Source organism: Kitasatospora sp. NPDC056651 (assembly GCF_042792155.1).
Taxonomy (GTDB): Bacteria; Actinomycetota; Actinomycetes; order Streptomycetales; family Streptomycetaceae; genus Kitasatospora.
The window spans coordinates 24,038-40,668 of record NZ_JBHTWX010000082.1 but is presented as its reverse complement, the minus strand read 5'-3'; the positions used below and the strand labels follow the sequence as shown (position 1 = coordinate 40,668).

15 protein-coding genes are annotated in these 16,631 nt (G+C 73.5%); 8 read left to right on the top strand and 7 right to left on the bottom strand.

The window, feature by feature from the left end; translation table 11 throughout:
* Positions 1-37: 37 nt before the first annotated feature.
* The 6 genes from ACFRAR_RS27395 to argH all read right to left on the bottom strand — a co-directional run bounded on the left by ACFRAR_RS27395 (position 38) and on the right by argH (position 6,971).
* A complete protein-coding gene (locus ACFRAR_RS27395) occupies positions 38-1,213 on the bottom strand; it encodes a ParB/RepB/Spo0J family partition protein (RefSeq protein WP_380700866.1) in 1,176 nt (391 codons plus the stop codon).
* Complete coding sequence (locus tag ACFRAR_RS27390) at positions 1,213-1,872, bottom strand: ParA family protein (RefSeq protein WP_380700865.1); 660 nt, start codon at positions 1,870-1,872, stop codon at positions 1,213-1,215. Before ACFRAR_RS27390 ends, ACFRAR_RS27395 begins: the two co-directional genes overlap by 1 nt.
* A gap of 295 nt (positions 1,873-2,167) precedes the next feature.
* The gene (locus ACFRAR_RS27385; protein WP_380700864.1) at positions 2,168-3,028 is read right to left on the bottom strand and encodes an EamA family transporter; all 861 of its coding nucleotides are present in this window, start codon (positions 3,026-3,028) and stop codon (positions 2,168-2,170) included.
* 102 nt (positions 3,029-3,130) lie between these two features.
* Complete coding sequence (locus tag ACFRAR_RS27380; protein ID WP_380700863.1) at positions 3,131-4,081, bottom strand: methionyl-tRNA formyltransferase; 951 nt, start codon at positions 4,079-4,081, stop codon at positions 3,131-3,133.
* A gap of 122 nt (positions 4,082-4,203) precedes the next feature.
* On the bottom strand, positions 4,204-5,376 hold the full coding sequence (locus ACFRAR_RS27375) for an argininosuccinate synthase (RefSeq protein ID WP_380700862.1): 1,173 nt from the start codon (positions 5,374-5,376) through the stop codon (positions 4,204-4,206).
* Between the two features lie 2 nt (positions 5,377-5,378).
* A complete protein-coding gene (argH, locus tag ACFRAR_RS27370) occupies positions 5,379-6,971 on the bottom strand; it encodes an argininosuccinate lyase (RefSeq protein WP_380700861.1) in 1,593 nt (530 codons plus the stop codon).
* An 888-nt stretch (positions 6,972-7,859) separates the two neighbouring features.
* Here argH and ACFRAR_RS27365 point away from each other — a divergent pair.
* The 8 genes from ACFRAR_RS27365 to ACFRAR_RS27330 all read left to right on the top strand — a co-directional run bounded on the left by ACFRAR_RS27365 (position 7,860) and on the right by ACFRAR_RS27330 (position 15,378).
* Positions 7,860-9,578 (top strand): thiamine pyrophosphate-binding protein, encoded by a 1,719-nt coding sequence (locus tag ACFRAR_RS27365; protein WP_380700860.1) that lies wholly within the window; start codon positions 7,860-7,862, stop codon positions 9,576-9,578.
* Complete coding sequence (locus tag ACFRAR_RS27360) at positions 9,578-11,179, top strand: asparagine synthase-related protein (protein WP_380700859.1); 1,602 nt, start codon at positions 9,578-9,580, stop codon at positions 11,177-11,179. The genes ACFRAR_RS27365 and ACFRAR_RS27360 overlap by 1 nt, the downstream gene beginning before the upstream one ends.
* Before the next feature lie 56 nt (positions 11,180-11,235).
* Positions 11,236-12,126 (top strand): agmatinase, encoded by an 891-nt coding sequence (gene speB / locus ACFRAR_RS27355; protein ID WP_380700868.1) that lies wholly within the window; start codon positions 11,236-11,238, stop codon positions 12,124-12,126.
* Positions 12,123-13,376 (top strand): ATP-grasp domain-containing protein, encoded by a 1,254-nt coding sequence (locus ACFRAR_RS27350; RefSeq protein WP_380700858.1) that lies wholly within the window; start codon positions 12,123-12,125, stop codon positions 13,374-13,376. Before speB ends, ACFRAR_RS27350 begins: the two co-directional genes overlap by 4 nt.
* A 118-nt stretch (positions 13,377-13,494) precedes the next feature.
* Positions 13,495-13,854 carry an antibiotic biosynthesis monooxygenase family protein gene (locus ACFRAR_RS27345; protein ID WP_380700857.1) on the top strand — a complete coding sequence of 120 codons (360 nt, stop codon included), beginning with the start codon at positions 13,495-13,497 and terminating at the stop codon, positions 13,852-13,854.
* 17 nt (positions 13,855-13,871) lie between these two features.
* Entirely contained in the window at positions 13,872-14,150 is a 279-nt protein-coding gene (locus ACFRAR_RS27340; RefSeq protein ID WP_380700856.1) for a hypothetical protein, read from the top strand.
* A 195-nt stretch (positions 14,151-14,345) separates the two neighbouring features.
* Positions 14,346-14,591: a hypothetical protein gene (locus ACFRAR_RS27335; protein WP_380700855.1), complete on the top strand. Its 246-nt coding sequence runs from the start codon at positions 14,346-14,348 to the stop codon at positions 14,589-14,591.
* 205 nt (positions 14,592-14,796) lie between these two features.
* On the top strand, positions 14,797-15,378 hold the full coding sequence (locus ACFRAR_RS27330) for a hypothetical protein (protein ID WP_380700854.1): 582 nt from the start codon (positions 14,797-14,799) through the stop codon (positions 15,376-15,378).
* A 19-nt stretch (positions 15,379-15,397) separates the two neighbouring features.
* Here ACFRAR_RS27330 and ACFRAR_RS27325 read toward each other — a convergent pair whose 3' ends face one another.
* Complete coding sequence (locus ACFRAR_RS27325; protein WP_380700853.1) at positions 15,398-16,354, bottom strand: helix-turn-helix transcriptional regulator; 957 nt, start codon at positions 16,352-16,354, stop codon at positions 15,398-15,400.
* Between the last annotated feature and the right edge of the window lie 277 nt (positions 16,355-16,631).

Here is a 16,631-nt window from a genome sequence, read left to right as displayed (position 1 = left end):
CCGCCGGGTGGGCGGGACGCGGGACACCGGGGGTGGGTCAGGCGCCCGTCGTCAGGAGGCGGTTGGCCAGGGCGTAGTCGAGGCGGTAGGCCTCGTCGGCGGAGAGGGTGCGGCAGATGGCGTCCGCCAGTTCCTCGACGTTGTGCCAGTCGACGGCGTCGAGTTCCTCATCCGGGGTCGCCGGCGCCGGGTCGGCCGACGGGGTGGCGACGGCTCGCTGTTCCGGCATCGGGAGGGACTCGGAATTTTCCGCGGAAAATCGGTCGGGGCGCTGAGCGGGCTCAGGGCTCGCGGCCGAGGGGCGGGGCGCGGGCTCCGGGCGGGGGGCCGCGGGCTCGGGTTCCGGCCGGGGGGCGGCGGGAGCCGGCTGGGCCGCCGGGACGGGCGCGGGAGCCGGGGCGGCGGCGGGCGGCGGCGCCGGGGCGTCGACAGTCGCCTTGGGGGCGGCGGCCGCGGCCGCGGCCTTGGCCTCCGCCTTCGCCGCCCGCCTGGCCACCACGGCCTCGGCGTCGGCCTGGAGCAGTTGCTCCAGCTCCGCCGCCTGCTCGGCCAGGGACATCGCCTCGATGCCCTTCACCGAGCCGAGCCGGCGGGCGACGTTGATGGAGACGCCGTCCTCGCCGCGTGCCTTGGCCCGGACCTGCCGCTGGAGGTCGGGGTGGAGCTTGAGCAGGTTCTTGCGGTGCGAGATCCAGCTCTGCGACCAGCCCTCGGCCTCGGCGGCCTCCTTGGCGGTGGGGTACTGCGCCACGATGAGGAGGACCGCGTTGGCCTCCTCGATCGGGTCGAAGTCCTTGCGCGCCATGTTCTCGTCGAGCGCGGCCCGCAGCAGGGTCGCCTTGGACTCGGCGACCGAGTCGTCCACGACGACGAGCAGCTGCTCGCGCCCGTACAGCTCGGCGGCCGCCCGGCGGCGGTTGCCGTTGACGATGATCACGTCCTGCGGGCCGGCGCCCAGTGTCTGCCGGTCCTCCGGCCACAGCCGCAGGTAGGCCGCCGGGGTGACGGCGAGGCAGCTCTGCAGCTGGCGGTCCTTGATGCTCGCCAGGTCGGAGAGGTCGCCCAGCTCGTCGCGGGGGTTGCGCGGGTTGGGCAGGCAGCTGGCGGTGGGGATCCACCGGGCCGCCGGGGTGTTCTCGGTGCTGTCCACCCCGGGGGCGTCGACCACCGGGTCGGCGGCCATCGAGGCGAAGGAGACGCGGCGGCCTGCCATCAGCGGCCCCCGTAACCGAGTTCGAGGGACAGGCGGAAGAAGTCCTCGCGGGCCCGGTAGGCGGTGCCGCTCTCCTTGTACTGGGTGACGACCGTTCCCTCGGCCACCGCGCGCGAGTGGATCTTGTACCGGCGCAGGACGGTCTTGGCGTGGGGCCAGCCCTTCGCGGCGATGTACGCCTCGGTGTCCTCCAGGTCGGCGCGTCCGTCGCGCGGGTCCCAGTTGTTGACGACGACGCGGAAGGGGATGTCCATCGGCTCGATGACCTTCTGGATGGTCCGGGCCGTCGGGTCGAAGCACAGCGGCTCGGTGATCATCGGGACCAGGACGTCGTCCGCGATCTCCAGCGCCCTGCGCAGGATCTCCTCGTCGGCCAGGGTGCCCGGCGTGTCGATGAAGATGTGCTGGTACTCGTCCTTCTCGCCGAGGACGTCGAAGGTGCACGCCGCGAGGTTGACCGTGGTGGTGGTCTTGCCCACGCCGCCCTTCTGGTTGGCGATGACGTGGATCTTGGCGCCGGTGTTCTTCAGGTTGACCAGCTGCTCGGCGTCGTCGTGTGCCGCCATGAAGTCGAAGGGCAGGTTGTCTCCCACCCGCTCCGCCCAGACGACGGCGGACCCTTGCGGGTCGGTGGACACGACAAGCACGGATGGCTTCATGATGTTCCGTTCTCTCCGTGGGCTTCCCGGGCCGAGTGCCCGGTACTGCGGATGTCCGCCGCGCAAGCCATGGACAGCGGACGGGGAACAGCATTCCAGATGATCAGCCCGAAGCCCGACACGACCCGCCCGTGTCGGAGCAACGATCCGAACACGAAATGACAGGTCATGCCGGACCGGATATCCGGGAGATTCGCTCAGGTCAGCTGTTCCGACCTGCGAACTCCCGGAATTTCCGGATGCGGTGGTGCCGCGTCGACAGGGGGGGGCGTCAGTGTGTCAGCCGGTTCCCCCGTCAGTTCCAGGCGAGCAGGACGACGCTGCCCAGGGCCAGGACCACGCCCAGGTGCTGGACGGGGCGGATCCGCTCCTTGAGGACGATCCGGGCGAGGAGCACCGTGCTGACGGGGTAGAGGGAGGCCAGCAGGCCGATGACGGCCAGGGTGCCGTTGCGCACGGCGACCAGGTAGAGGGCGCTGGAGGCCATGTCCAGCAGTCCCGACAGCGGGGCGATCAGCGCGACGTTGCGGGGCAGCACGGGGGCGCGGCGCGCGAACACCGCGGCGATCAGCAGCATCGTCAGCGAGGCGCAGCGGGTCCACACCAGCGGCCACAGGCTGGTGTGGGTGGGGGCGCGTTGGAGGAAGACGAAGTAGAGGCCGAAGCCGGTGCCGGCCAGCAGCGCCCAGACGACGGCGCCGGCGGCCTTGGAACGGCGCCGGGCCCGCTCCTCCACGGTCTCCATGGCATCGGGAGCGGCTTCCGGGTCGCCGCCGGTGAGCGAGACCAGCAGGACGGCGACGAGCGCGGTGGCGATGCCGACCACGCCGAGCAGGGTGAGGTGGTTTCCCGTCAGCACCCCGGCGATCACCGGCAACGCGGCCGCGGCCGCCGCCGTGGTGGGGGCGACCAGGCTCATCACCCCGGAGGCCAGTGCCCGGTAGAGCAGAACCGCCCCGATGCTGCCGCACAGGCCGGCCGCGGAGCCCCAGATGGCGTCGTGGACGCTGGTGCCGGTGGTGGACAGCAGACCCGCGAGGGCTAACGCGGTGACCAGTCCGGTGACGTTGGACCAGAACACCACCGAGGTGGCGCGGGCGTGCTTGGTGGCCAGGCCGCCGGTGAAGTCGGCGGCTCCGAGGACCATGGCGGACATGAGGGCCAGGATCACAGCCAACGGGGGTGCCTCCAGGAGGGTGAGCAGGCAGCGCGGGACGCCCTGGTGGGGGCGTCCCGCGCGGTGTGCGGGTGAGGGGCGTCAGGGCCTGCTGGTCAGGTAGCCGCCCATGGTGGTGAAGAACTCGGCGCCGGTGTGCTCGGTGCCGTCGTCGGTGCGCAGCCGCTCGATCACCAGGCCGTGCTCGGTGCCGCGGTGGGACTGCGGGCCGCAGACCACGGCGACGCCGCTCTCGCCCTCGGGGCGGAAGACCCGCCCGGGGGTGCCGCCCAGGCGGTCGGCGGAGACGGAGGTGGAGAGGATGCGCACCCGCTCGCCCTTGTAGTAGGCGAAGGCGTTGGGGTACGGGTCGACCTGGGCGCGGACCAGGTTGCGGATGTCGCCGGCGCTCCAGTCGAAGCTGATCCGGCTGTCCTCGACGGAGCGCTTGTGGAAGAAGGTCGCCTGGGACGGGTCCTGCTTGGTCCAGGTGGTGCGGCCCGAGCCGATCAGGTCGAGGGCCTCCAGCGTCGCCGGGGCGAAGAGCCGGACGGTCTTGTGGAACAGGTCAGTGGCGGTGTCGGTGTCCTCGACGGCCACGCGCTTCTGCACGACGATGTCGCCGAGGTCGAACTGCTCGTTCATGAAGTGGACGGTGACGCCGACCTCGGGCTCGCCGTTGATGAGGGCCCAGTTCAGCGGGGCGAAGCCGCCGTAGCGGGGCAGCAGGGCGTCGTGGATGTTGATGGCGCCGTAGCGGGCGAGGTCGTAGATGTGCGGCGCCACCCAGCTGCGCCAGTCGGAGGAGACCAGCAGGTCCGGCTCGATCTCCTTGAGCAGCCCCGCGACCTCGTCGTCGTTGGCGTACTTGCGCTCGATGACGGGGATGTCGCGGCTGCGGGCCAGCTCGATGACGGAGTCGTTCCATATGGTCTCGTAGACGTGGTCGCTGCTGGGGTGGGTGATCACCAGCGGCACCTCGTGGTCGGAGGCGAGCAGGGCCTCCAGCACGCGGTGGCCCCAGGTCTGGTAGCCCATGAAGACGATGCGCACGGTCGTGTGTCCTTTCGGCGGAACGGCGGACGGGACGGGCGAGACGGGCCGGTCGGGTCGGGTCGGGCCGGACGGGCGGGTCGGGCCGGACGGGCCGGATGGACCGGAGGGGCGGGGACCGGTCAGGGGCGGGTGAGCGGCAGGGCCCAGACGTAGGCGAAGCCGGCGCCGGCCGCGTGGTTGAAGGTGTCGCCGGCCTCGTAGGTGGCCAGGCGGTTGCTGTAGCGGGAGTTGGGCGAGGTGCGGGAGAGCACGGTGCAGCCGCCCTTGAACAGCCGCATGGTGACCTCGCCGGTGACCTGGGGCTGGAGGGAGCCGACGAAGGCGTCCATGGCGCGGCGCAGGTCGGAGAACCAGTAGCCGTAGTAGGTGAGTTCGGCGTAGCGCAGGGACATGGCCTGCTTGTGGTGGAGGGTCTCGCGGTCGAGCACGATCGCTTCGAGCTCGGCGTGCGCGGCCATCAGCACGGTGGCAGCGGGGGCCTCGTAGATGCCGCGGGTCTTGAAGCCGACGATGCGGCTCTCGACGATGTCGACGCGGCCGACGCCGTGCGGGGCGGCGCGCTCGGAGAGCCGGCGCACCAGCTCGGCCAGCGGCAGCCGTTCGCCGTCCAGGGAGACGGGCACGCCCGCCTCGAAGCCGATGGCGACGTCCTCGGGGGTGTCCGGGGCGGCGGCCGGGTCGGCGGTGAGCTGCCAGGCGCGGGCGGGGGGCGCGGCGGTGATGTCGTCGAGCTCGCCGCACTCGATGCTGGTGCCCCAGATGTTGGTGTCGATGCTGTACGGGTTCTCCTTGGTCACCGAGACCTGGATGCCGTGCTTCCGGGCGTAGGCGATCTCCGAGTCGCGGTCGGTCAGCTCCCAGTCGATGACGGGGGCGAGCACCTTGAGGCCCGGGTCCAGGGCGGTGACGGAGGTGTAGAAGCGGACCTGGTCGTTGCCCTTGCCGGTGGCGCCGTGGGCGACGGCGTCGGCGCCCTCCTGGTGGGCGATCTCCACCATGCGCTGGGCTATCAGCGGGCGCGAGAGCGGGGCGGCCAGCAGGTACTTGTTCTCGTACGCGGCGTGGGCCTGGAGGGCGGGCAGGGCGAAGTCGCTCAGGTAGCGGTCGGTCAGCGGCTCCATGTAGACCTTGGCGGCGCCGGTGTCCAGGGCGCGCTGCTTGACGGCCTCCAGGGACTCCAGCTGGCCGATGTCGGCACAGAAGGCGATCACCTCGGCGTCGTAGCGCTCCTTGAGCCAGTGCAGGGCGACGGAGGTGTCCAGTCCGCCCGAGTAGGCCAGGACGATCTTCATGGTCAGGCTCCCTGGGTCGACGTGGTGGCGGCGGTCGTGGCGGCGGTCGTGGCGGTGGCGGCCGTGGAGGAGGCCAGGGCGCCGACGGCGCTCTCCAGTTCGGCGGCGAAGTCCGCGCCGTCGGCGACCTTGCGGGCGGTCGCCAGGGTGGTGGTCAGGGCGTGGTCCAGGCCGGTGCGGGCCTCCTCGGCCCAGGACGTGTGGGTGCCGGCGCCGCGCAGCAGTTCCTCGCGCACGGCGGAGACGCTCTGCGGGGAGGTGCCGCCGGCAGAGGTGTAGCTGGTGACGGCGGTGCGCGGCGCCAGCAGGTCCGCCAGGACGGTCTCGGGCACCGGGTGGCCGAGGTCGACGAGGATCCGGGCGGCCAGCGGGACGTCCCGCAGGGTGGCGCCCTCCTTGATCAGCGCGCCGACCAGCGAGCCGGTCACGTGGTGGGCCTCGCGGAAGGGCAGGTCCCGGTCCGAGACCAGGTAGTTGGCCAGTTCGGTGGCGGTGGAGAAGTTGTCCCAGCACAGCTTCTCGCCGCGCGCGGTGTCGAAGCGCAGGCCCCGGGTCTGGCCGGTGGTGATGCGCACGGTGGCGGTGTAGGCGTCGATGGCCTGCCAGAGGAAGGGCTTGTCCTCCTGGAGGTCGCAGCTGTAGCCGAGGGTGACGGACTTGGCCATGGTGAGCAGCTGGACCAGGGTGCCGGCGGTGCGTCCGGCGCGGCCGCGGGTGAGCTCGGCGACCACCGGGTTCTTCTTCTGCGGCATGATCGAGCTGCCGGTGGCGTAGGCGTCGGAGACCTCCACGAGGCTGTACTCGTGGCCCGACCACATGACGACCTCCTCCGCCATCCGGGAGAGGTTGTTGCTGCCGATGGCGAACGCGGCGGCGGCCTCGATGACGTGGTCGCGGGCGCTGGTGGCGTCCAGGGCGTGGGTGAGCACGGCGCCGAAGCCCAGCAGCCGGGCCGTCAGGTCGCGGTCCAGCGGGAAGCTGGTGCCGGCCAGGGCGCAGGCGCCGAGCGGGGAGGCGTCGGCGCGGGTGTAGGCGGCGCGCAGCCGCTCGACGTCGCGCAGCAGCATGCTGGCGTGCGCGGTCTTCCAGAAGCCGACCGAGACCGGCTGGGCGGCCTGGGAGTGGGTGTAGCCGGGCAGGATCGCCAGCAGGTCCTGCTCGTCGAAGGAGAGCAGCTCGGCGATGAGTTCGAGGTTGGCGTCGATCGCTTCGAGCAGGGCGCGGCGCAGGTACATCCGGGTGTCGGTGGAGACCTGGTCGTTGCGGGAGCGGGCGGTGTGCATGTGCCCGCCGACCTCGCGGCCGAGGTCGTCGATGACCAGCTGCTCGATGTTGAAGTGGACGTCCTCCAGTTCGGGACGCAGCCGCAGCTCGCCGTTCTCGTGCTTCTCGTGCAGGTCGAGCAGGGAGGCGAGGATCTTGCGGGCGTTGTCGGCGGGGATGATGCCCTGCCGTCCGAGCATCAGGACGTGGGCGATGTCCTGCCACAGGTCGGCGAAGACCAGCCGGACGTCGACGTCGGTGGTGAGGGTGTAGTCGAGGACGTCACGGGTGATGTCCTCCTCGAAGCGTCCACCCCAGAGTTTCTCGGTCATCAGGGCCCTTCCTTGGTCGAGGCGGTGGGACGGCCGTCGGCCCCGGTGGTGCGGGGGGCGTCGGGCTGCCTGGTGCTCGCGGGAGTCCGCGGCCGCGGCGTGTGCGGGTAGCGGGTACGCCGGGCGTCGGTGCCTGGTGGTGCCGTGTGGTGCCTGGTCGTGCGTGATGGCGCTGCGCCGTACTGGTGTGATGTGAGCGCGTCAAAGCGGTGGGCGCACCCCGGCGGGGCCGTGCGGTGCGCCCCGCGCGCCGGTCAGGCGCCGCGGAAGGAACCGGCCTTCACGCGCCAGGGTCGGCGATTCCGCTCTCCGCCCCCGCTCTCGCCCCGATATTCGCAGCGGTGCTTTGAAAACCCTTGGGAGAGGTGTGAGGCATGGCCGAAGCGCTTTCTGGCTGGGTGCCGCATAGTGATGCACCGGAGTGTACAGATCACAGAGTGACGTCTGCAACGACCGGTCGCCTATTGGCCGTTCCGGTACGGGTCGTCCGGAAATCTACGGCGAGCGCGTGACCCAGATCACGCGAAAGACGCGCATAACCTTCCCGCACGGTGATAGTCATGACTAGGAGGCGGCTGCCCGACGGACCGGGGCATCCCACTCGCCAACTTCCCTTCACCGCAGGCAGATTGGCTCGTCACGGGGCCGGGCCCCACCGGACCGGCACATTCCGCTTCGATCCACTTCGACGAAATTCGGAATTTCGCACCCGGCAACCCCGGTCGCCCCGCCCACCGAATTCGACATGCCGTGCCACATGCCGCGCCACAGCGCGCGGATTTCACCGGCGGCAACGCCCGCACTTCCCCGAGCACACCCTCGACCCGGAATCACGCACGCCCTCAGCCCGGAATCCCGTACGGAATCTCCCAGGAGAAAGGCTCACCGGTGTCCCGAGTCTCCACCACCCCCACCACCGGCCGCACCACCGCCGTCGCCCTGCTGGAGCGCCTGCACGCCCACGGCGTGCGGCACGTCTTCGGCGTCGTCGGACGCGAGGCCGCCTCCATCCTCTTCGACGAGGTGGAGGGCCTCGACTTCGTCCTGACCCGCCACGAGTTCACCGCCGGCGTCGCCGCCGACGTCCTCGCCCGGCTCACCGGCCGTCCCCAGGCCTGCTTCGCCACCCTCGGGCCCGGCATGACCAACCTGTCCACCGGCGTGGCCACCTCGTTCCTCGACCGCAGCCCCGTCCTCGCCCTGGCCGCCCAGTCGGAGTCCTACGACATCTTCCCCGGCGACACCCACCAGTGCGTGGACTCCGTCGCCGTCATGGCACCGCTGACCAAGTACGCCCGGCAGCTGGAACGCCCCACCGACATCACCGACCTGGTCGACTCCGCCGTCACCGCCGCGATGACCGAACCGGTCGGCCCCGGCTTCATCAGCCTGCCCGTCGACCTGCTCGGCGCCCCGCTGCCCGAGGACGCCCCGCACCCCGGCGCCCCCGTCCGCCACGCCCGGCCCGCCGCCACCGTCGACGCCCACTGGCAGGCCCTGGTGCCGGAGGTCGCCGAACTGCTCGCCCACGCCGAGCACCCCGTCCTGGTGGTCGGCGCCTCCGCGATCCGCGCCGGCGCCGTGGCCGGCCTCCGCGCCCTGGCCGAACGGCTGCGCGTACCGGTCATCACCACCTACATCGCCAAGGGCGTCCTGCCGCACGCCCACCCGCTCAACTACGGGGCCGTCACCGGCTACATGGACGGCATCCTCGACTACCCGGCCCTGGACGAGCTCTTCGGCCCGGCCGACCTCGTCCTGACCGTCGGCTACGACTACGCCGAGGACCTGCGCCCCTCCATGTGGACCCGTGGCGCCGCCAAGACCGAGGTCCGCGTCGCCCCCACCACCAACCCCGTCCCGCGCGTCTACCGCCCGGCGGTCGACGTCGTCACCGACGTCGCCGACTTCGTCACCGCCCTGGACGCCGCCACCGCCCACCTCGCCCCCAAGACCCCGCACGACATCGGCGGCCTGCGCGCGCGGATCGCCGAACTCCTCGCCGACCCGCGCGAGTACGAGGACGGCATGCGCGTCCACCAGGTCGTCGACTCCGTCAACACCGTCCTGGAACAGGCCGCCGGACCCGGCCGCGGCACCGTCGTCAGCGACATCGGCTTCTTCCGCCACTACGGCGTGCTGTTCGCCCGCGCCGACCAGCCCTACGGCTTCCTCACCTCCGCCGGCTGCTCCAGCTTCGGCTACGGCCTGCCCGCCGCCATGGGCGCCCAGCTGGCCCGGCCCGGCGAGCCGACCTTCCTGATCGCCGGCGACGGCGGCTTCCACTCCAACAGCGCCGACCTGGAGACCGTCGCCCGCCTCGGCCTGCCACTGGTCATGGTCGTGGTCAACAACGACACCAACGGCCTGATCGAGCTCTACCAGAACCTCGGCCACCAGCGCTCCCACGACCCCGCGATCCGCTTCACCGGCGTGGACTTCGTCGCCCTCGCCGAGGCCAACGGCGTCGAGGCCACCCGCGCCGACAACCGCGAGGACCTGCTCGCCGCACTCCACAAGGGCGCCCAGCTGGGCCGGCCGTTCCTCATCGAAGTGCCCATCGCCTACGACTTCCGCACCGGCGGCTTCGGGGCGCTGAGCATCTGATGATCCACCGGACGAACGCGTCGGTGACCCCGGCCGCGGTGGCCTTCGCCGTCACCGCGGCCGCCGCCCCCGGCGACCTGCCCCGCACACCCCGCGAACCGCGCCTCGCCGCCCGCGGCCACCTGACGCCCCTGCACCACCGGGCCCTGGGCCACGCCTGGGACGGCTGGACCCTCGCCCTGGAGGAACACCCCGACGGTGCCGCCCGGGCCCACACCGGCCGGGTCAGCGTGCTGCTCGCCGGCGAACTCCACAACCGCGCCGAACTCGCCCGCGCCACCGGCCTCGGCACCGGAGCCGGAACCGGAACCGGCGTCGGCACCGGCACCGGCACCGGCCCGTACGAGGGCGGCGACGCCGAACTGCTCGCCCACGCCTACGCCCGCTACGGCGAACACGTCCTGCGGATGCTCAACGGCCGCTACGCCCTCCTGCTGTGCGACGGCCCCCTGCTGCTCGCCGCCACCGACCACGCCGGCGGGGTGCCGCTCTACCTGCACCGCACCGGCGCCGCCGTACGCCTCGCCACCGAAGCCAAGGCCCTGCTGCACCCCGGAGACCACACCGGCACCCCGCCCGCCGGCCTGCTGCCGGTGCGGGGCAGCCAGGAGGTGCGCCAGGTCCCGGCCGGCACCGCCGCCGTCCTCCACCTGGAGACCGGCGCCGCCCGCACCTTCACCACCTGGACCCCCTCCCCCGCCCGCCACCTGCCCACCCCCGACCAGGCCGTCACCCGCACCCGCGAAGCCCTGGAACGGGCCGTCCGCACCCGCCTGCCCGCCGCCGGCACCCCCACCGCCGTCCTGTCCGGCGGCATCGACTCCAGCACCGTCGCCGCCCTGGCCGCCGGCGCCGGGCACGGCCTGGAGACCGTCTCCATGGGCACCGACCTCGGCGACGAGTTCGCCGCCGCCCGCCTGGTCGCCGACCACCTCGGCGCCCGCCACCCGGGCCTGCGCCACACCGAGATCACCCTCACCACCGGCGAACTCCTCGCCGAACTCCCCTGGGCCGTCTGGGCCGCCGAGGTCACCGACCCCGACATCATCGAGTACCTGCTGCCCCTCGTCGCCCTCTACCGGCGCCTCGACGGGCCGCCCCGGCGCATCCTGACCGGCTACGGCGCCGACATCCCGCTCGGCGGCATGCACCGCCACGCCCGGCACCTGCCCGAACTCGACGACCTGGTCGCCCACGACATGGCCCACTTCGACGGCCTCAACGAGATGAGCCCCACCCTCGCCGCCATCGCCGGACACTGGACCACCCACCCCTACTGGGACCGCGACGTGCTCGACACGCTGCTCCCCCTCGAAGCCGGCCTCAAGCACCGCGACGGCATCGACAAGTGGGTGCTGCGCCGCGCCGCCGCCGACGTGCTGCCCGCCGAAACCGTCCGCCGGCCCAAGCTCGGCGTCCACGAGGGCTCCGGCACCACCAGCGCCCTGGACCGCCTCTTCCTCGCGCACGGCACCGCCCCCGACCGCGTCCGCCAGGCCCGCCGGCAGGCCCTGGACGCCCTGTACGACACCCTGGTCGCCGGGCCCGCCCACCCCGACGACATCCCGCTGGACGACTTCCTGAAAGGACTCCCCGCGTGAGCACGGAGCGGATCGACGCCGTCACCTCCCCCCGCTACGCCCAACTGCCCACCTTCATGCGGCTGGCCCACCACCCCGCCCCCGAGGGCTACGACGTCGTCGTGATCGGCGCCCCCTACGACGGCGGCACCAGCTACCGCCCCGGCGCCCGCTTCGGCCCCCGCGCCGTACGCGCCGAATCCGTCCTGCTGCACGGCACCGGCGTCGACCGCCCGCACGCCACCTTCGACCTGATCCGCGCTGTGGACGCCGGCGACATCGACCTGTCCCCGTACGACATGAACGCCGCCGTCGCCGACGCCACCGACCGGCTGCGCCACCTCGCCCGGCACAACGACGCCCTGCTGATGATCGGCGGCGACCACTCGCTCACCCTCGCCGCCCTGCGCGCCGCCCACGAGCGGCACGGCCCGCTCGCCGTCCTGCACCTGGACGCCCACTCCGACACCTACCCCCCGGTCTACGGCGGCACCTTCCACCACGGCACCCCCTTCCGGCACGCCCTGGAGGAGGGCCTGATCGCCCCCGGCGCGCTGGTGCAGGCCGGCATCCGCGGCCACACCCCCCGCGTCGACTCGCTGGAGTGGGCCCGCGAGCGCGGTGTCCACATCGTCACCGCCGACCAGGTCATGGAGGACGGCGTACGCCCCGTCCTGGACGCCCTCCACGAGCGGGCCGCCGGCCTGCCGCTGTACGTCTCGGTGGACGTCGACGTCGCCGACCCGGCCTTCGCCCCCGGCACCGGCACCCCCGCGCCCGGCGGCCTGTCCGCCCGGGAGGTGCTCGCCCTGGTCCGCGGCGTCGGCACCCTGCGGCCGGTCGGCTTCGACGTGGTGGAGGTCTGCCCCGCCCACGACGTCTCCGGGATCACCGCGCTGCTCGCCGCCGAGATCGGCGCCGAACTGCTCCACCAGTACGCCCGCTCGCGCAAGGCGGGCGGCGCGTGAGCCCGCCCGGCACCCTCGCGGTGGTGGAGACCTGGCTGTCCCCGATCGGCCGCGCCCCGCTGGCCGCCGCCAAGGAGCTCGGGCTCACCACCGTCTTCCTCGCCCGCGACCCGCACGCCTACGCCCACACCGCCGCCGACCGCGCCGCCTGGCGCGAACTCGCCGACCGCGTCGTGCTCTGCGACACCCAGGACCCGACCGCCGTGGCCGAGACCCTGGCCGAGGTGCCGGACCTGCGCGGGGTGTTCACCACCAACGACTACAACGTCCCGGTGGTCGCCGAGACCGCCCGGCGGCTGCGCCTGCCCGGCCTCGACCCGCGCGCCGCCCGCCTCGCCCGCGACAAGCAGCTCACCCGGCAGGCCTGCCGCGAGGCCGGCGTCCCCACCCCCGGGTGGCACTGGGCGCGCACCGCCGAGGAGGCCGTCGCGGCCGGCCACGAGCTGGGCCTGCCCTGCGTCGTCAAACCCCTCACCGACGCCGCCGGCATCGGGGTGCGGCTGTGCCGCACCCCCGCCGAGGTCGCCGCCCAGTTCGCCGGGATCACCGCCGACCCCCGGGACTTCCGCGGCGGCGCCCGCCGCCCCGGCGCCCTGGTCGAGGAGTACCTGCTCGGACCGGAACTGAGCGTCGAGGTCCTGACGGTCCGACCGGGCGAACGCACCGTGCTCGGCGTCACCGACAAGTCCCTCGGCCCGCACCCGTACTTCGTCGAACTCGGCGAGACCTTCCCCTCGGTGCTGCCCGAACCCGTCCGGGAGGAGGCCGTCGCCGCCGCCCTGGCCGCCCTCGACGCGATCGGGCACGACTTCGGCGCGGCCCACGTCGAAGTCAAGCTCACCCCCGACGGGCCGCGCCTGGTGGAGGTCAACGCCCGGATGCCGGGCGCCTGGATCACCCGGCTGATCAAGGAGTCCACCGGCCTCGACCTGCCCCGGGAGCTCGTCCGGCTGCACACCGGCCGGGCGCCCGACCTGACCGTGCGCCACCTCGGTGGCGCCGCCTCCCGCTACCTCACCGCCCCCGACACCGGGCGCCTGGTCGCCGTCCACGGCCGGGACCTCGCCGCCCGGGTGCCCGGCACCGTCGAGGTCGAGGTGCACGCCGAGGCCGGGGACCGGGTGCGCCGGGCCCGGGACAACGTGGACGTCATCGGCAGCGTCGTGGCCACCGGCACCACCGGCGCGGAGGCCGGCCGACGGGCCGAGGCCGCCCTGGGGCAGCTCGGCGTCGAGGTGGCGCTCCGGTGAGCGTTGTGGAGCGATGTGGAGCGTTCGTCGATGATCGGACAGGAGGGTTGTGGGGCCGGCGGGGCGCACGGGATCGTTTGAGACGCCACCCCGCCCGTACCGTCCGCCGGAGGACCCCGTGACCACTCCCGTGACCGATCCCGCGCCCGCCCCGCTGCCCGCCCCGCCCTACTACGCCGTGATCTTCACCGCCCTCCGGACTCCCGGCGACAACGGCTACCAGGAGACGGACGACCGGCTGATGGAACTGGCCGCCGAGCAGCCGGGCTACCTCGGGATCGACTCCGCCCGCCGCGCGGACGGCCTGGGCGTCACGGTGTCGTACTGGAAGGACGAGGCCTCGATCGCCGCCTGGCGCGAACACGCGGACCACGTCCTGGCCCGCGAGCACGGGCGCGAGCACTGGTACGCCTCGTACGCGCTCCACGTGGCCAAGGTCGAGCGGGCCTACGGATTCACCCGCCCCGCCGAGACGTAGGCCCTACGATGCCGCCCATGAACAAGGGGATCCTCAGCCGGGAATCGGTGATCAGGGCCATCGAGGAGTGCGACCGGGCCGGAGCCGACGCGTTCCGCGAGACGTACGGCTTCGGCAGGGCCCTCGTCTACGTGCTGCACCACGAGGGGCACACCTACGACTCCAAGGCGATCGCCGGGGTCGCCCACCGCTACGAGTACGGACGCGCCCTCACCAACCGCGAGTTCTCGGGCGGCAGGGCGGCGGCCGTGGCCTGGCTGGAGCGCGCCGGCTTCGTCGTGGAGCGGATCCGCTGACGCGCCGCTCCGGCTGACGGCGGGCAGGCGGGCGAGCGGGCGAGCGGGCGGGTGCTACAGGGTCCCGGCGTCCGGCCCCCGGCCGCTCGTCGGCGGGAGCCCGTGGCCCGTGGCCCGTGGCCCGTGACCGAAATCGTGCCCCCGGGTGGAACGGGCGCGCCACGATGGGGGTTCGACCAGCACGAGGAGGACGCCATGAGCGGCAGGATCCGCCGGGACGACCAGGGCCGCTGGCGCGACCAGCGCGGCCGGGGGACACGCGGCCCCAACCGGGTGCCGAGGCACCCGGCGATGCCGCTGCCGGACGAGCTGCCGTCGGCTGAGGAGGGGCGGGAGGGGCGGGAGGACGAGGCTCCCCCACCACCGTCGGGCGGTGCGAAGCCGCCTCAGGACCTGCTCCCGGACCCGTCTCAGGACCCGCCTCAGGACCCGCCGACGTAGCGCTCGGCGCCACCGGCGGGGGCCCGGCGGCTCCGGGACGTCCCGGCTGCCGAAGTGGCATGGGATCGGCAGGTGTTCGGCCGGCGCCCGGCCCGTTCGGCGGCGCGTCACGCCAAGGGGCCTGCCGGGGTGCGGTGTTCACCGGGCGCACCGGATGGCGTAGCACTCCTCGCGCGGCTCCCGGGCGTTGAGAAGACTGGCCAACGTGGCCCCCATCGAGAACGCCGAGACCTCCCTGCACGAGCGGGTCCTGGTCGGCGCGCTGCGGGCGAGGGCCGAGCGCGGCAGGCTGACCGCCGAGGCCGTGGTCCTCGCCCAGGGGCGCTTGCAGACCCCGTCGCCCTGGCCGGTCGGCATGCCCCGGCGCGGCAACGGCGGCGCCGGCTTCCCCAACGCGTGGCGCGTCGCCCGCCGCTCGCCCGGCCTGGCGTACGCCGAGGGGTACGCGATCGAGGAGGACGGCACCATGTCCCGCCACGCCTGGTGCGTCGACCGGCACGGCCGCGCCTTCGACCCGACCTGGCCCGACGGGCGCGCCCGCGCCTACGCGGGGATCGCCATGGCCACCGGCTGGGTCGCGGCCGTCCAGTGGCGCACCTGCTCCCGCACCCGCTTCCCCGGCGTTCTGGACATGACGGTCCAGCACACCAGGGACGCCGACCGGGTCCTGACGTACGGGGTCCCGGCGCCGGACCTCCTCCTGCTCGGCCGCCCGCTGCCGGCCGGGCCCCTCGCCACCGCGGCGCCGCTGCGGCGGGAGGCCGGCGCGCCCGAGCTGGCGGCGTGAGCCGACGCCGCCGGGACGCTCACCCGTAGAGCGCGGCGGCGCGGCGGGTCGCCTCGGCGAGGCGGGCGCGCAGTTCGGGCGGGTGGAGGACCTCGGCTTCCGGGCCGAGGCGCAGGAGTTCGAGGTAGCCGATCTCCCAGTTCTCGACCGGCAGGGTCACGGTGACCCAGCCGTCGGTGTCCGGGGGGCCGGCGGTGGCGAGGGCGTCGGCGGCGGCGACCGGTTCCAGCAGGGCGGCGAGGTTTCCGACGGCCGTCGGGCTCAGCCGCACCTCGGCCCGCTCGCGCAGCATGGCGCGGGTGAACTCCCGTGCCGCCGCCGCCCAGTAGGCGGCGAGGTCGAACTCCGGGTCGCGCTCGAACCGTTCGTCGGCGGCCTCGGCGCTCTCGAAGCGGTCGACGCGGTACGTGCCGACCCGGCCGGAGGCGCCGCGCGCCGCGAGGTACCACTGCCCGGCCTTCAGGACCAGGCCGTACGGCTCCAGCCGCCGCTCCCGGGTGCCGGCGCGCGCCGCGTAGCGGGCGTGCAGGACGCGCTCCTGCCACACGGCGCGCGACACCTCGGCGAGCAGCGGCGGGGTCCCGGCCTCGCGGAACCAGGCCGGTGCGTCGAGGTGGAAGCGCCGGCCGGCGGTCGCGGGGGCGTCGCCCAGCGCGGCGGCGACCTTCAGCCGGGCGGCGAGGGCGTGCCCGGCCAGGCCCATGTCGCGCAGCGGGCCCGGGAGTCCGGCCAGGTGCAGCACTTCGGCCTCGGCGCGCTCCAGGCCGGTGAGGCGGGTGCGGTAGCCGTCGACGAGCCGGTAGCCCCCGCCGCGCCCGCGCTCGGCGTACACCGGCACCCCGGCCTCGACCAGCGCGGCGACGTCCCGCTGAACGGTGCGCTCGGAGACCTCCAGCTCGGCGGCGAGCTCGGCGGCGGTCATCGCCCGCCGGCCCTGGAGGAGCAGCAGCAGCGCGATGGTCCGGCTCCCCCGCATGTTCGCGCCCCTGCCCTCGGTTCGCCCGCATTCCATCGGCTCGTCCGCTGGTGATCCTAGGCCGCCCGGAGCCACCCCGGAGACGTCGGTTCGAGAAGTTGGGCGAAACGCCGGTATTTGACTAAATGTACCAACCTTTTACAAATCAGTGCTTTGCTCTGCCACCAGAAGTACGTCTCTTGTCGAACATCGCTGCCACCGCGGTCCTGCCCTAGCCGCGCGTGTGGCGGCCTGGAGGGGAGTTCCCGCAATGACGTGGTCGAGACGGTGGAAGCGA

Bases quoted from the DNA above. Each gene is read 5' to 3' on its own strand.
- ACFRAR_RS27395 (WP_380700866.1), bottom strand. From the start codon at position 1,213: ATGGCAGGCCGCCGCGTCTCCTTCGCCTCGATGGCCGCCGACCCGGTG.
- ACFRAR_RS27390 (WP_380700865.1), bottom strand. From the start codon at position 1,872: ATGAAGCCATCCGTGCTTGTCGTGTCCACCGACCCGCAAGGGTCCGCC.
- ACFRAR_RS27385 (WP_380700864.1), bottom strand. From the start codon at position 3,028: ATGTCCGCCATGGTCCTCGGAGCCGCCGACTTCACCGGCGGCCTGGCC.
- ACFRAR_RS27375 (WP_380700862.1), bottom strand. From the start codon at position 5,376: ATGAAGATCGTCCTGGCCTACTCGGGCGGACTGGACACCTCCGTCGCC.
- argH (WP_380700861.1), bottom strand. From the start codon at position 6,971: ATGACCGAGAAACTCTGGGGTGGACGCTTCGAGGAGGACATCACCCGT.
- ACFRAR_RS27360 (WP_380700859.1), top strand. From the start codon at position 9,578: ATGATCCACCGGACGAACGCGTCGGTGACCCCGGCCGCGGTGGCCTTC.
- speB (WP_380700868.1), top strand. From the start codon at position 11,236: ATGCGGCTGGCCCACCACCCCGCCCCCGAGGGCTACGACGTCGTCGTG.
- ACFRAR_RS27340 (WP_380700856.1), top strand. From the start codon at position 13,872: ATGAACAAGGGGATCCTCAGCCGGGAATCGGTGATCAGGGCCATCGAG.
- ACFRAR_RS27335 (WP_380700855.1), top strand. From the start codon at position 14,346: ATGAGCGGCAGGATCCGCCGGGACGACCAGGGCCGCTGGCGCGACCAG.
- ACFRAR_RS27325 (WP_380700853.1), bottom strand. From the start codon at position 16,354: ATGCGGGGGAGCCGGACCATCGCGCTGCTGCTGCTCCTCCAGGGCCGG.